Origin of the sequence: Streptomyces sp. NBC_01197 (genome assembly GCF_036010505.1) — a bacterium.
Taxonomy (GTDB): Bacteria; Actinomycetota; Actinomycetes; order Streptomycetales; family Streptomycetaceae; genus Streptomyces.
Genome location: NZ_CP108569.1, coordinates 3,652,123 through 3,665,707, shown reverse-complemented (window position 1 = coordinate 3,665,707; position 13,585 = coordinate 3,652,123). Strand labels below are relative to the sequence as shown.

The following is a 13,585-nucleotide window of genomic DNA, read 5'->3' as shown; positions in this document are numbered from 1 at the left end:
AGCCCGTGGCTCCGTAAGTCTCTACGGCGGCATGGCGTTACGGGGTCACAGCGTTACGGGATCACGGCGTCACGGCGAACGACTGGAGGATCGCCGCGGCCAGTTCCTGGTCGCCCTCGGCTTTGATCTGGTCCGAGACCGACGCGAGCCGCACCCGTCCGCAGGCCAGCCGGAAGTACGTCTCCCAGTCCATCGCGATCGTCACGGCGGGGCCCAGCGAGGGTGTGCCGTCGACCCGGCCCCGGCCATCCGCGTCCACCCGGACCGTCCGCATGAACTCGACGGCGCCGGTGATGTCGAAGACGACCGCACTGTTCGGCGGCGCGCCCGCCTCCTTCGCGACGACCTTCGGCAGCGCCTCCACCAGGACGTCGCGGGCCACATAGGCACCCTGCGAGTCCAGATTGCCGGGCTTGCCCAGAGTGGTGCGCAGATCCTGCTCATGCACCCATACGTCGAACGCGCGCATCCGCAGCGCCAGTTCCAGCGTCTGCTCCGCGCTGAGCGGCGCGCGGACCATGTGGTCCGGCTGCCGGGTCTCGTTCCGCAGCTGCCGCGAGCGCCGGATGATCGTGTACTCCAGGTCCGCGGTCATCTCCGGCGATGTGTGGTGGCGCCGGACGTCGACCTGCATCTCCATGTACCGCTGGTGGTCCGTCTTCACATGGAAGAGGTCGCGCGGCAGGGTGTGGATCGGCCGGGGGTCCCCGAGCTGTTCGTTCTCCATGCCGATGATGTGGGAGATGATGTCGCGCACCGACCAGTTGGGGCACGGCGTCGCGCGGTTCCACTCGCCCTCGACGAGCGGCTTCACCAGCTCGGATATGGCTTCTACGGAGTGGGTCCAGGCGTCGGCATAGGTCTGAAGGCTTGGATGGACTGTCACGGGACCCCTCGGAGCGGTGTTCTGCGGTACGTCGGGCGTAGACCTGCTGGTGTTCGAGGCGCTGCTGGGGGTCTGGGGGCATCCCCCCGGAAGGCACAGTACGCTGCCCAGTGGCACCCCGGCAGTGCTTTCGTGTGACGATCGTAGGCCCGCGTTGACGGCCCGAATGCCAGGACGGTGGTACTGTGCGCGCCTCTCTCCTCCAGATCGCAGTGAATCCTGCGGAATCGCCCGTTTCACGCCGTTCGCGCGTGGCGGATCTCGTACGTGAACAGTCCGGTGCGGATCTCGTCGTACTGCCCGAACTGTGGCCCGTGGGGGCCTTCGCGTACCAGTCCTTCGCGGCCGAGGCCGAACCGCTGGAAGGGCCCACGCACGAGGCGATGGGGAAGGCGGCCCGCGACGCCGGGGTCTGGCTGCACGCCGGCTCGATCGTGGAGCGGGATCCGGAAGGCGCCCTCTACAACACCTCCCTGGTCTTCACGCCCGAGGGCGAACGGGCCGCCGTCTACCGCAAGATCCACCGCTTCGGCTTCGACAAGGGCGAGGCGGTCCTGATGGGAGCGGGCGACGAACTGGTCACGGTGGACCTGCCGGAGACCACGCTCGGCCTGGCCACCTGTTACGACCTCCGCTTCCCTGAGCTGTTCCGCGGTCTGACCGACGCGGGCGCCCGTCTCCTGGCCGTCCCCGCGGGCTGGCCGGAGCGGCGCCGCTCGCACTGGACGCTGCTCGCGCAGGCGCGCGCCGTGGAGAACCAGGCGTACGTCCTGGCCTGCGGATCCGCCGGTACGCACGCGGGCGTGCAGCAGGCGGGCCACAGCATCGTGGTCGACCCCTGGGGTGAGGTGCTCGCCGAGGCGGGCCCGGACGAGGAGGTCCTGACGGTCGAACTCGATCCGGAGCTCGTCGCCAGGACCCGCGAGCAGTTCCCCGCGCTGAAGGACCGGCGGCTGGGTCTTGCCCCGCCGCGTACGGCTCGCTGACAGCACGGCCGGGTCAGGCCGTGGCCCGGGGCCATGGCTGAGCCGTGCCTGCCTTCAGTGGACCGCCGACGGCACAGGCACGGCCCGCCGACGGCTGTGCCTTCGACGCCACCCGGGCCCCCGCCCCCGACCGCGAAGCACGGAGCAGGAAGTAACGCGATGACCGAACCCAGCTGCCTGAGTACCATCCGCGCGTCCTACGACACCGTCGCGGTTCCCTACGACGAACTCGTCCGCGACCACCTCGCCTCCAGCCCCTACGACCGGGCCATGCTCGCCGCCTTCGCCGACCAGGTGCGCATGGACGGCGGCGGCCCGGTGGCCGACATCGGCTGCGGCCCCGGCCGGGTGACGGCCCATCTGCACGAGCTGGGGGTGGAGGCCTTCGGCGTCGATCTCTCGCCGGGAATGGTCGACGTGGCCCGCCGGACGTATCCGGGCCTGCGGTTCGACGTCGGGTCGATGACCGCACTCGACCTGGCGGACGGCTCGCTCGGCGGCCTGGTCGCCTGGTACTCGATCATCCATCTGCCGCCGGAGCTGCTGCCTTCGGTGTTCGCCGGGTTCCGCCGGGTGCTCGTGCCGGGCGGCCGGCTGCTGCTCGCCTTCAAGGCCGGTGACGAAGTCCGCCACCTCGACCACGCCTACGGCCATGACCTCTCGCTCGACGTCCACTGGCTGCCGCCGGACCGGGTCGCCGGGTGGCTGGCCGACGCCGGGTTCGACGTACGCGCCCAGCTGCTGCGGGAGCCGGACTCGCCGGAGAAGCAGCCGCAGGCGTATCTCCAGGCGACCAGGGGGCGCTGAGCGGGCGGCGGAGCCGCGGGCCCTTCACGGACTTGACGGGTGCCGCGCCGCCGTGCAAAGTTTCACTAGTCAATTAGTGAAAGGGGTGCGCCGGTGGCCGATCACCACGTCGAGTACCGCATCGACCGGCACAGCGGCATCCCCACCTACCTCCAGATCGTTCAGCAGACCCAGCAGGCGCTGCGGATGGGCCTCCTCGAACCGGGGGACAAGCTCCCCACGGCGCGAGAGGTCGTCGAGGCCACGGCCATCAACCCGAACACCGTGCTCAAGGCCTACCGGGAGCTGGAACGCTCGGGCCTGGTCGAGGCGCGGCGGGGCGTGGGCACGTTCGTCCTCAGGACGCTCGACAGCACCGGCGACGACTCCCCGCTGCGGGCGGAGCTGGACGGCTGGGCGCTGCGGGCCCGCGCCGCCGGCCTCGGCCGGGAGAGCGCCGCCGCGCTGCTGACCTCCGTACTGGACGAGCACTTCCCGAAGGGGGATCAGTGAGCACCACCAGCAGCGGCCCGGCTGCGACAGAGGCGACCGGGCTCACTCAGCGCTACGGGAGCGGCCGCCGGGCGGCCCTCGCTCTGGAGGACTGCTCCTTCCGCGTCCCGGCGGGCAGCGTCTGCGCGCTGGCAGGCCCCAACGGCGCGGGCAAGTCAACCCTCCTGCGGATCACCGCTGGTCTGATCCGGCCGGACGCCGGCACCGTGAACGTACTGGGCGCCGCACCCGGCACCCACCGGGACCGGGTCGGCTACCTGGACCAGGACCAGCCGCTCTACGGGCATCTCTCCATCGCCGACACCCTCGCCATCGGCGCCCGCCTCAACGCGGGCCGCTGGGACGCCGCTTACGCCGCCCGGATCGTGGAACAGGGCGACCTCGACCCGAAGCGCAGGATCCGCGGGCTCTCCGGCGGTCAGCGCACCCGGGTGGCGCTCGCCCTCGCCCTGGGCAAACGCCCCGAGCTGCTGCTGCTCGACGAACCGATGGCAGACCTCGACCCGCCGGCCCGCCGGCAGCTGATGGGCCTGCTGCTGGCCGACGCCGCCGAGAACGGCACCAGCATCCTGCTCTCCTCACACATCATCTCCGAACTCGCCTACTCCTGCGGCCACTTGCTGCTCCTGGACAGCGGCCGCATCCGGCTGGGCGGTTCAGTCGAAGAGCTGCTCGCCGCGCATACCGTGGTCACCGGACGCGGTACCGGCCTGGCCCCGCACACGGTCATCGAGTCCCATCCGAACGGCCGTGGCCTCACCGCCCTGATCCGCCCCCGGGGCGCGCTCGCCGACACCTGGCAGCCACAGGAACCCACCCTGGAAGAACTGGTGCTGGCCCACCTCCGTACGCCGTCGGCCCCGGCGTTCCTCACCCCGGACATGCGCCCCGGGGACATGGACGGGGACACCACGGCGGTGGCCTGACCGCTGCGCACCACTCCGATTCCCCCACCCGCCGCACCACCCGGCCGCTCACAAGGACTCCTCATGACCACCGCTTCCTTGGACAAGGACGCCCCCAAACCCTCGCTACGCCCCTCGGGGCTCGACCTGTTCCGGGCCGAAGTGCGCCTGCACCGGACAGCACTGTGGTCCTGGGCCGCTTTCGTGGTCGTCACCGCAGGGCTGCTGCTCTGGCTGTACGGTCCCGGCGCGGACGCCACACAGAAGCTGTTCGACGAGTTCGGCTACGCCGGTGTGCAGCAGGCCGCGTGGAAGGACATGGTGGCCCGGACCTATTTCTCCGGCTACGACAGCTTCTTCTACGACCCGGCCACCCTGATCAGCCTCGCGCCCTTCTGCGTGGCCCTCTTCGCGGCCGGACCGCTGACCGCCCGCGAGCTGGAGAGCGGCACCACCAGGCTCGCCTGGTCGCAGTCGGTCTCCCCGGCCCGCTGGTTCGCCGCCAAACTCGCCGTACCGGCCGTCGTCCTGACCGTGGGCACCGGTCCGCTCATCCTGCTCTACCGGCTGCTGTGGTCCGCCCACAGCAATCTGCTGGTCGCCGGCTACCAGCCCCGCCAGCTGTACTTCTCGATCGGCCCCGCCGCTGTCGTCGCCCCGCTCCTCGCGCTCGCCCTCGGCGCGCTCTGCGGAGTGCTGGTGCGCCGCACCCTGCCCGCCATGCTCGCCGCCGCCGTCGTCCAGTACGCGGTCACGGCGGTCCGCAATGGTCTGTGGCCGTTCCAGCGCGCGTACCAGGTGCCCGAACTCTCCGTACACAGCCGGGCGATCACCTCCACCGGCGCCCGGATCACCGATCCCGAGTGCTACGACAAGGTGCAGTGCCTCGCCCGGCACGACGTGACCGGCTTCACCCGTACCTACCTCCCGTCCCCCGACTTCTGGCCGCGCCAGCTGGCGGAGTGCGGCGTCCTCCTCGCCCTGACCGCGCTCGCGGTCGGTGTCGCCTTCTGGGCGCTGAAGCGGCGTACGGTCTGACCGCCCTCACCGACACCGGCCCCTGAGCGCGGCTGAGGAGCCGTCGTCCGAACCCGGTGGGGTTCCCGGCGAGTCGGCCTGACCGTCCCGGCGACCGGACTGCTCCAGTGCCTCGGCGCTAGCCCGCGTGCTCCTTCTCGTGTTCCTTCTCGTGCATGTGGATCACGGAGACCGCGATGGCGATCATCAGCGCCGGGTCGGAGTCCTCACGGACCACGTTCACGGCGTACGCGTCACGCACGCTGAACCACTTCTTCGAGATGTCGGCCAGCAGCTCGTTCTCGTACTCGACCGCGAACTCGCGGTCCAGGATGTTCCCGCTGACCTCCAGCTCGGTGCCGTCGACCAGCTTCACCCGGTAGTGGTCGTGCATCAGGGTGAGCTTCTTCTTCCTGACGGTGGCCAGCTCCTCGCCGTCCCGCTTCAGGGTCATCGTGTCGCTGATCGCGATCAGCTTCTCCTTGAGCGTGATCAGCACATTCCCGTCGAGGTCCTTGAGCTCAAGGGTGTCGCGGATGCGCATCACCTTGCCGTCGACGAGATAGGCCTTGTGGCCGTTCTCGTCCTCGATCCAGTAGTCGTCGCCGATGTCGAAAATACGGTCACGCACCAGGAATTTCATGCGGGTGACGTTACCGCCCGGGCCAGTTGGGGAGCAGCCCCCCGCGGCCGGCGTACCGGACCGGCCGCCGGACGAACTCATGCGAACCCGGGGGGTTGTCAGACCATGAGCACCGTCACGCCCTTGCCGCACAGCGGCGCCAGGTCGTCCACGTCGGATGTGCCGGAGTCCTCCCCGCAGCTGCCGCAGGTCACACGGGGGCAGGTGGCACCCTTGACCGCATGAACGAAGTGACTCCCGCACCCCGTCGCGCCCGTGTCCGCGCCCCCGAGCTGGTCGGCAAGGGCGGCTGGCTCAACACGGGCGGGCAGCAGTACTCCCTCGCTGACCTGCGGGGACGCATCGTCCTTCTGGATTTTTGGACCTTCTGCTGCATCAACTGCCTGCACGTCCTCGATGAGCTGCGCGAGCTGGAGCAGCGGCACAGCGACACGGTCGTGATCATCGGGGTGCACTCCCCGAAGTTCGTGCACGAGGCCGAGCACCGGGCCGTGGTCGACGCCGTCGAGCGGTACGGGGTGCACCACCCCGTCCTCGACGATCCCGAGCTAGCCACCTGGAAGCAGTACGCCGTCCGGGCCTGGCCGACGCTCGTGGTGGTCGACCCCGAGGGGTACGTCGTCGCCCAGCACGCCGGTGAGGGGCACGCGCACGCCATCGAGGCGCTGGTCGGCGAGCTGGAGGCCGAGCACGCCGCCAAGGGCACGCTGCGGCGCGGCGACGGTCCGTACGTCGCGCCCGAGCCGGTCGCCACCGATCTGCGGTTCCCCGGCAAGGTGATCGCGCTGCCGAGCGGCAATCTGCTCGTGTCGGACACCACCCGCCACCAGTTGGTCGAGCTGGAGCCGGACGGCGAGACCGTCGTACGGCGCATCGGCGGCCAGGGCGTGTTCAACGAGCCGCAGGGGCTCGCGCTGCTGCCCGGCGGGAAGGTCGCGGTCGCCGACACCGTCCACCACGCCATCCGCACGTACGACCCGGAGACCGGCGAGATCGCGCTCGTCGCGGGTACCGGGAAGCAGTGGTGGCAGGGGTCGCCGACCAGTGGGCCCGCTCTCGGTGTGGCGCTCTCCTCGCCCTGGGACCTGGCCTGGTTCGGCGGGCGGCTGTGGATCGCCATGGCGGGCGTCCACCAGCTGTGGACGTACGACCTGGAGAGCGGCACCGTCGAGGTGGCGGCCGGGACCACCAACGAGGGGCTGGTCGACGGGCCGGCCGCCGACGCGTGGTTCGCGCAGCCGTCCGGCCTCTCGGCTGCCGGGGAACGGCTGTGGATCGCCGACTCCGAGACGTCCGCGCTGCGCTGGATCGACCGGGATTCCACCGGGGGCGCCGTGGTGCACACCGCCGTCGGCACCGGGCTCTTCGACTTCGGCCACCGGGACGGCGACGCCGGACAGGCCCTGCTCCAGCACCCGTTGGGCGTGACGGCGCTGCCCGACGGTTCGGTCGCGGTGTCCGACACGTACAACCACGCGCTGCGCCGCTACGACCCCGCCACCGGTGAAGTGACCACGCTGGCAACGGATTTGCGGGAGCCGAGCGACGCGGTGCTCGCCGGGGACGACATCGTCGTGGTGGAGTCCGCGCGGCACCGGCTGACCCGGCTGCGGCTGCCGGACGAGGCGGTACGGGTGGAGAGCGTCGCCCACCGCACGCAGCGGGCCGCCACCGATGTCGCGCCCGGCACGCTCCGGGTGGACGTGATCTTCCAGGCGCCCGCCGGGCAGAAGCTCGACCTGCGGTACGGCCCGTCCACCCGGCTGCTGGTATCCGCGACCCCGCCCGAGCTGCTGCTCGACGGGGACGGTGCCGGTACCGACCTCTTCCGGGACGTGGCGCTGAACCCCGATGTCACCGAGGGCGTGCTCCATGTCTCGGCGATGGCCGCCTCCTGCGACGACGACCCGGCCAACCCGTACCCGGCCTGCCATGTGCATCAGCAGGACTGGGGCGTTCCCGTCCGTGTGACGGACGAGGGGACGGCCCGGCTGCCGCTGGTGCTGGCGGGGATGGACGGCTGACCGGCCGAAATCCAGGGCTGGACCGGCCGGCCGCCGGCAACCGCCCCGCCCCGGGCGCGCCGGTGCGGTGGCGGACGGCACCCGCGCCGGTTCCTTCGCCCGCGGGATGCGTGGACCGGTCGTCAGCCCAGGTGGTGGTGGTCGTCCTCGACGACGGTGGTCGAGGTGGGCATCGTCGGGCGGCGACGGCGCAGAACGCTGGTGTAGACCGCGATGCCGATGATGCCGACGAGCATCATGATGATGCCGACCAGGTCCAGGTTGACGCCGTTCATGTGCCAGTCGGTTGCGAAGGTGAGGATGCCCCCCACGACGAGAAGGATGATGCAGCCGCCAAGGCCCATGATGTTCGCCTCCGAAGTCGTTGTGGCTGTTGGGTCCGTACAGGGCGCGTACCCGGGACCCGCACGGCCAATCAACGCGGCACCGGTGCGGTGGAGTTCGGTGTGGGGGCGGGGGGCCGGGGCTCAGCCCTCCAGGAACGCCGTCAGGGAGTTGGCGAGCAGGTACGGGTCGTCGGCCCCGCACAGCTCGCGCGCGCTGTGCATGGAGAGGATCGCGACGCCGATGTCCACGGTGCTGATGCCGTGCCGGGCCGCGGTGATCGGGCCGATGGTCGTGCCGCACGGCATGGAGTTGTTCGACACGAAGTGCTGCATCGGCACCCCCGCCTTCTCGCACGCGGTGGCGAACACCGCCCGCCCGCTGCCGTCCGTCGCGTACCGCATGTTGACGTTGACCTTGAGGATCGGTCCGCCGTTGGCGCGCGGGTGGTGCGTCGGGTCGTGGCGCTCGCTGTAGTTGGGGTGCACGGCGTGACCGGTGTCGGACGAGAGGCAGACCGACCCGGCGAACGCGCGGGCCCGGTCCTCGTACGTACCGCCGCGTGCCATGACGGAGCGCTCCAGGACGCTGCCGAGCAGCGGCCCGTCGGCGCCGGTGTCGGACTGGGAGCCGTTCTCCTCGTGGTCGAAGGCGGCCATCACCGGGATGTGTGTCAGGGAGTCACCGGACCCGGATCCGGAAGCGACGGCGGCCAGCGCGGCGGTGGCGGCGTGCACGGAGAGCAGGTTGTCCATCCGGGGGCCCGCGACCAGCTCCCGGTCGCGACCCAGGTAGGAGGGCGCCTCGACGGGGCTCACCATGAGGTCCCATCCGGTCACGTCGTCGGCCGCGACCCCGGCCTCATCGGCGACGAACCGCATCAGGTCGCCCTCGCGGACCTCCCCGAGGCCCCAGACCGGCTGCATGTGGCGCTGCTTGTCGAGCTTGAGCCCGTCGGTGTGGACCGAGCGGTCCAGGTGGATGGCGAGCTGCGGTACGCGCAGCAGCGCCCGGTCCACGTCGACCAGCCGGTGGCTGCCGTCGCGCAGGGTGAGCCGTCCGGCGAGGCCGAGGTCCCGGTCGAGCCAGGTGTTGAGCAGGGTGCCGCCGTAGACCTCGACGGCCACCTGGCGCCAGCCGTCGCTGCCGGTGTCCGGGAGGGGCTTCACGCGCAGGTTCGGGGAGTCGGTGTGGGCGCCGACGATCCGGAACGGGGTGTGCGCGGACGCGTTCTCCGGCACGTACCAGGCGATCATGGCGCCGCCCCGCAGTACGAATTTGCCGCCCGCGGACGTGTCCCAGGCGTCGGTCTCCGACACCTGCCTGAAGCCCGCCTTCTCCAGCCGCCCGGCGGCGTTCGCCACGGCGTGGTAGGGCGAAGGGCTGGCCGTGAGGAAGGACATCAGGTCGTCGGTGTGGCCGCGGTCGAAGCGGACGGATGCGCTCATGGCAGCCACCATAACGATCGCGGCGGCGGCCCCGCCCGCCGGAACGGAACGGGGCCGCGGGGCCGGTGGGCGCATGGGACATGTGGGACATGCTGGATGGATTCCGGCGTTGTCAGTGGTGGAGCCACGACCACCAGGGCCCGCTCACGGGTATCAATGTCAGTGCTGGATGCCACCATCGGCTCATGGTCGAATACGTTGCCGACACCAGGGAGCCCGTGCTGCTGGGCGAGATCCTGCAGCACGTGCTGATCGCCGCAACTGCCCGCTCCCGCAGGCCGACGCGCCCGGAGAGGGCGCCCGCCAGAACGCACAACGGCGGCGTGACCCCGGAGACCGGGGACCACGCCGCCGCTGAGCAGGTAGCCGTCAGTGCCTGGAAGTGGCCGGAACCGCCCAGAACCGCTCAGCCCTAACCGCTTGGCAGGAACCGCTAGAACGCAGCCTCGTCCAGCTCCATCAGCGAGATGTCCACGGTCTCGGCGAGGGCGCGCTCCGCACTCACGCCGGGCAGGACGTCGGCGGCGAAGAACTTCGCGGCCGCTATCTTGCCCTGGTAGAACGCGACATCCTTCGCGGAGGCGGTCGGCAGCTTCTCGGCGGCCACCGCCGCACCCCTGAGCAGCAGGTACGCCACGACGACATCGCCCGAAGCCAGCAGCAGGCGGGTGGTGTTGAGCCCCACCTTGTAGATGTTCTTGACGTCATCGCCGGTCGAGGTCAGGTCGGTGATCATCGCGCCGACGATCGCCTCCAGGTCCACGGCGGCCTTGGCCAGCTGGTCACGGGCGTCGGTCAGCTCCTCGCCGCCGGGGCCGGCCGCGAGGAACTTCTTGATCTCCTCGGACAGGGTGTTCAGCGCGGCGCCCTGGTCGCGGACGATCTTCCGGAAGAAGAAGTCCTGGCCCTGGATCGCCGTCGTGCCCTCGTAGAGGGTGTCGATCTTGGCGTCCCGGATGTACTGCTCGACCGGGTACTCCTGGAGGTAGCCGGAGCCGCCGAAGGTCTGGAGCGACTGGGCCAGCTGCTCGTACGACTTCTCCGAGCCGTACCCCTTCACGATCGGCAGCAGCAGGTCGTTGAGGCCGTGCAGCGCCTTGGCGTCCTCGCCCGCCGCCTCCTTCTCCTGGATCGCGTCCTGGACGGACGCCGTGTAGAGGACCAGGGTGCGCATGCCCTCGGCGTACGCCTTCTGCGTTATCAGCGAGCGGCGCACGTCGGGGTGGTGCGTGATGGTGACCTTCGGCGCGGACTTGTCCATGAACTGCGCGAGGTCGGGGCCCTGCACGCGCTCCTTGGCGTACTCCAGGGCGTTCAGGTAGCCGGTCGAGAGCGTCGCGATGGCCTTGGTGCCGACCATCATCCGGGCGAACTCGATGATGCGGAACATCTGGCGGATGCCCTCGTGCTTGTCACCGATCAGCCAGCCCTTGGCCGGGTGGCGGTCGCCGAATGTCATCTCGCAGGTGTTGGACGCCTTGAGGCCCATCTTGTGCTCGACGTTCGTCGCGTACACGCCGTTGCGCTCGCCCAGCTCGCCGGTGGTCCAGTCGAACTCGAACTTCGGCACCATGAACAGCGAGAGGCCCTTGGTGCCGGGGCCCGCGCCCTCGGGCCGCGCCAGCACGTAATGGATGATGTTGTCCGACATGTCGTGCTCGCCCGAGGTGATGAAGCGCTTCACGCCCTCGATGTGCCAGGAGCCGTCGTCCTGCTGCACGGCCTTCGTCCGGCCGGCGCCCACGTCCGAGCCGGCGTCCGGCTCGGTGAGGACCATCGTGGAGCCCCACTGCTTCTCGACCGCGATCTCCGCGATCTTCTTCTGCTCCTCGGTGCCCTCCTCGAAGAGGATCCCGGCGAAGGCCGGACCGGAGGAGTACATCCAGATCGCCGGGTTCGCGCCGAGCAGCAGCTCCGCGTACGCCCAGATCAGGGAGCGCGGCGCGGTGGTGCCGCCGATCTCCTCGGGCAGACCGAGACGCCAGTACTCGGACTCCATGAAGGCCTGGTAGGACTTCTTGAAGGTGTCAGGCACGGGTGCCGTGTTGGTCTCCGGGTCGAAGACCGGCGGGTTGCGGTCGGCGTCGGCATAGGACTCGGCGAGCTCGTTCTCCGCGAGCCTGGCCACCTCGTCGAGGATGCTCTTCGCGGTGTCGACGTCCATCTCCGCGAACGGCCCGGCGCCGTACTGCTTGTCGCGGCCGAGGACCTCGAAGAGGTTGAACTCGATGTCGCGGAGATTCGACTTGTAGTGCCCCATGGCGACAGCCCTCTCGTAACGCGTGCCTGTAACGCGTACCTGTATCGAATACCAGCAAGTAGCTCCGATAATGCTACCCGCCAGTAATAAGATGCAACCCCTATCGGGCAAGTGTGACGAGACCGCCCCTGCGGCGGGACCCCTTTACTCAGTACTCTTGCGCGCATGTACGGCTACGACTCGAACCCGAACCAGGGCGCCCAGCAGCAGTACGCCGCGCCGCAGCCCGGCTACGGTGACCAGCCGCTGTACCCCGAGCCGTCGCCGCCCTCGCTCGCCGACGGCGTGCGCGCCTTCACCACCGGTTCGATGGCCGCCGAGGACTTCCAGCAGATCTTCGCCACGTCGAAGGTCTACTGCCCGCGCGGCGACACCCCCGGGTTCCTCGCCCTGCACAACACCCAGCAGCCGGTGATCCCGATGTTCACCTCGCTGAAGGAGCTCCGCAGGTACGCCGGCAAGGAGTCCAAGTACTTCGTGATCACCGGCGCCGAGGTGATCGACCTGCTGCCCACCGGGTACGGCTTCGTCCTCGACATGGAGGGTGAGCACCGGATGGTCTTCGACGCGAAGGCCGTGGAGCAGATGGTCGACTTCGCGATGCGGCGGATGTACGGCTGATGCGGCGGACGTACGGCTGAGGGCTCGTCGTAGGCGTCGTACGCGGACCGATCCGGCACGGACTGATCCGGACAATCTCTGGCTTGAAACACGAGGAACCGCGGGTCAGGCCCGCTCCGGGAATGCGCGCGCCTTGCTAGATGTTCACCATTCAACTACTTTGAATGCCGAGCATCCTGCCAGGAGGGCCGCCATGCCTGCCGTGACCGTCGAGAATCCGCTGACCCTGCCGCGCGTCCACGCGCCGGAGGGCTCCGTACCGCGTCCCGTGCTCGCGGTGTCCACCGCGCCGGGGGGCTTCGAGGGCGAGGGTTTCCCGGTACGCCGCGCGTTCGCCGGGATCAACTACCAGCACCTCGACCCGTTCATCATGATGGACCAGATGGGTGAGGTGGAGTACGCACCGGGAGAGCCCAAGGGCACACCCTGGCATCCGCACCGCGGCTTCGAGACCGTCACGTACCTGATCGACGGCACCTTCGTCCACCAGGACTCCAACGGCGGCGGCGGCACGATCAACGACGGTGACACCCAGTGGATGACGGCGGGCTCCGGCCTGCTGCACATCGAGGCGCCGCCGGAGTCGCTGGTCGTGAGCGGCGGGCTCTTCCACGGGCTCCAGCTCTGGGTGAACCTGCCGGCGAGCGACAAGATGATGGCGCCGCGCTATCAGGACATCGGCGGCGGGCAGGTCCAGCTGCTCACATCGGCCGACGGCGGTGCGCTGCTGCGGGTCATCGCGGGCGAGCTGGACGGCCACGACGGCCCCGGCATCACCCACACCCCGATCACGATGATCCACGCGACGGTACGGCCGGGCGCCGAGGTCACGCTGCCGTGGCGCGAGGACTTCAACGGCCTGGCGTACGTGCTGGCCGGGCGCGGCTCCGTCGGTAGGGACCGCCGCCCGGTCCACACCGGCCAGACCGCGGTCTTCGGCGCCGGCTCCTCGCTGACCGTCCGCGCGGACGAGACCCAGGAAGCGAAGAGCCCGGACCTGGAGGTCGTCCTGCTGGGCGGGCGTCCGATACGGGAGCCGATGGCGCACTACGGACCGTTCGTCATGAACAGCGAGGCCGAGCTGAAGCAGGCCTTCGAGGACTTCCAGCGCGGCCGGCTGGGGACCGTCCCTGCGGTGCACGGGATGTAGCACGTGGCCGGGTCGTGGCCGG

General features: G+C 70.1%; 14 protein-coding genes. 9 read left to right on the top strand and 5 right to left on the bottom strand.

The window, feature by feature from the left end:
* Positions 1 to 61: 61 nt before the first annotated feature.
* Complete coding sequence (locus OG452_RS16655; RefSeq protein WP_327296386.1) at positions 62 to 886, bottom strand: maleylpyruvate isomerase family mycothiol-dependent enzyme; 825 nt, start codon at positions 884 to 886, stop codon at positions 62 to 64.
* Positions 887 to 1,071: 185 nt separating this feature from the next.
* Here OG452_RS16655 and OG452_RS16650 point away from each other — a divergent pair, with 185 nt between their 5' ends.
* The 5 genes from OG452_RS16650 (at position 1,072) to OG452_RS16630 (ending at position 5,114) form a co-directional block, all read left to right on the top strand.
* Positions 1,072 to 1,872, top strand: coding sequence for a carbon-nitrogen family hydrolase (locus tag OG452_RS16650; protein ID WP_327296385.1), 801 nt, complete (start codon positions 1,072 to 1,074; stop codon positions 1,870 to 1,872).
* 159 nt (positions 1,873 to 2,031) lie between these two features.
* On the top strand, positions 2,032 to 2,679 hold the full coding sequence (locus tag OG452_RS16645) for a class I SAM-dependent DNA methyltransferase (protein ID WP_327296384.1): 648 nt from the start codon (positions 2,032 to 2,034) through the stop codon (positions 2,677 to 2,679).
* Positions 2,680 to 2,772: 93 nt separating this feature from the next.
* Positions 2,773 to 3,171 (top strand): GntR family transcriptional regulator, encoded by a 399-nt coding sequence (locus tag OG452_RS16640; RefSeq protein ID WP_327296383.1) that lies wholly within the window; start codon positions 2,773 to 2,775, stop codon positions 3,169 to 3,171.
* Positions 3,168 to 4,097, top strand: coding sequence for an ABC transporter ATP-binding protein (locus OG452_RS16635; RefSeq protein ID WP_327296382.1), 930 nt, complete (start codon positions 3,168 to 3,170; stop codon positions 4,095 to 4,097). The genes OG452_RS16640 and OG452_RS16635 overlap by 4 nt, the downstream gene beginning before the upstream one ends.
* A gap of 63 nt (positions 4,098 to 4,160) precedes the next feature.
* A complete protein-coding gene (locus tag OG452_RS16630) occupies positions 4,161 to 5,114 on the top strand; it encodes a hypothetical protein (RefSeq protein ID WP_327296381.1) in 954 nt (317 codons plus the stop codon).
* 118 nt (positions 5,115 to 5,232) lie between these two features.
* On the opposite strand, the gene OG452_RS16625 is transcribed toward OG452_RS16630, so the two are convergent.
* A complete protein-coding gene (locus tag OG452_RS16625; RefSeq protein ID WP_327296380.1) occupies positions 5,233 to 5,736 on the bottom strand; it encodes an LURP-one-related/scramblase family protein in 504 nt (167 codons plus the stop codon).
* A gap of 221 nt (positions 5,737 to 5,957) precedes the next feature.
* On the opposite strand from OG452_RS16625, the gene OG452_RS16620 reads away from it, so the two are divergent.
* Complete coding sequence (locus OG452_RS16620; protein ID WP_327296379.1) at positions 5,958 to 7,760, top strand: NHL domain-containing thioredoxin family protein; 1,803 nt, start codon at positions 5,958 to 5,960, stop codon at positions 7,758 to 7,760.
* A gap of 122 nt (positions 7,761 to 7,882) precedes the next feature.
* Here OG452_RS16620 and OG452_RS16615 read toward each other — a convergent pair whose 3' ends face one another.
* Positions 7,883 to 8,104 (bottom strand): DUF6458 family protein, encoded by a 222-nt coding sequence (locus OG452_RS16615; protein WP_327296378.1) that lies wholly within the window; start codon positions 8,102 to 8,104, stop codon positions 7,883 to 7,885.
* 123 nt (positions 8,105 to 8,227) lie between these two features.
* Positions 8,228 to 9,532 (bottom strand): M18 family aminopeptidase, encoded by a 1,305-nt coding sequence (locus OG452_RS16610; RefSeq protein WP_327296377.1) that lies wholly within the window; start codon positions 9,530 to 9,532, stop codon positions 8,228 to 8,230.
* A gap of 185 nt (positions 9,533 to 9,717) precedes the next feature.
* Between OG452_RS16610 and OG452_RS16605 the strand changes: the two genes are divergently transcribed.
* Positions 9,718 to 9,948, top strand: a complete 231-nt coding sequence (locus OG452_RS16605; protein WP_327296376.1) for a hypothetical protein — start codon at positions 9,718 to 9,720, stop codon at positions 9,946 to 9,948.
* A gap of 17 nt (positions 9,949 to 9,965) precedes the next feature.
* Here the strand turns inward: OG452_RS16605 and OG452_RS16600 are convergent, their stop codons facing one another.
* Positions 9,966 to 11,792: an acyl-CoA dehydrogenase gene (locus OG452_RS16600; protein WP_327296375.1), complete on the bottom strand. Its 1,827-nt coding sequence runs from the start codon at positions 11,790 to 11,792 to the stop codon at positions 9,966 to 9,968.
* Positions 11,793 to 11,957: 165 nt separating this feature from the next.
* On the opposite strand from OG452_RS16600, the gene OG452_RS16595 reads away from it, so the two are divergent.
* Positions 11,958 to 12,413: an SseB family protein gene (locus tag OG452_RS16595; protein ID WP_327296374.1), complete on the top strand. Its 456-nt coding sequence runs from the start codon at positions 11,958 to 11,960 to the stop codon at positions 12,411 to 12,413.
* 193 nt (positions 12,414 to 12,606) lie between these two features.
* Positions 12,607 to 13,563, top strand: coding sequence for a pirin family protein (locus tag OG452_RS16590; protein WP_327296373.1), 957 nt, complete (start codon positions 12,607 to 12,609; stop codon positions 13,561 to 13,563).
* Positions 13,564 to 13,585 lie beyond the last annotated feature (22 nt).

Excerpts from the sequence above, each read along its gene's own strand:
- OG452_RS16645 (WP_327296384.1), top strand. The coding sequence starts at position 2,032 with ATGACCGAACCCAGCTGCCTGAGTACCATCCGCGCGTCCTACGACACC.
- OG452_RS16630 (WP_327296381.1), top strand. The coding sequence starts at position 4,161 with ATGACCACCGCTTCCTTGGACAAGGACGCCCCCAAACCCTCGCTACGC.
- OG452_RS16625 (WP_327296380.1), bottom strand. The coding sequence starts at position 5,736 with ATGAAATTCCTGGTGCGTGACCGTATTTTCGACATCGGCGACGACTAC.
- OG452_RS16620 (WP_327296379.1), top strand. The coding sequence starts at position 5,958 with ATGAACGAAGTGACTCCCGCACCCCGTCGCGCCCGTGTCCGCGCCCCC.
- OG452_RS16615 (WP_327296378.1), bottom strand. The coding sequence starts at position 8,104 with ATGGGCCTTGGCGGCTGCATCATCCTTCTCGTCGTGGGGGGCATCCTC.
- OG452_RS16610 (WP_327296377.1), bottom strand. The coding sequence starts at position 9,532 with ATGAGCGCATCCGTCCGCTTCGACCGCGGCCACACCGACGACCTGATG.
- OG452_RS16605 (WP_327296376.1), top strand. The coding sequence starts at position 9,718 with ATGGTCGAATACGTTGCCGACACCAGGGAGCCCGTGCTGCTGGGCGAG.
- OG452_RS16600 (WP_327296375.1), bottom strand. The coding sequence starts at position 11,792 with ATGGGGCACTACAAGTCGAATCTCCGCGACATCGAGTTCAACCTCTTC.
- OG452_RS16595 (WP_327296374.1), top strand. The coding sequence starts at position 11,958 with ATGTACGGCTACGACTCGAACCCGAACCAGGGCGCCCAGCAGCAGTAC.
- OG452_RS16590 (WP_327296373.1), top strand. The coding sequence starts at position 12,607 with ATGCCTGCCGTGACCGTCGAGAATCCGCTGACCCTGCCGCGCGTCCAC.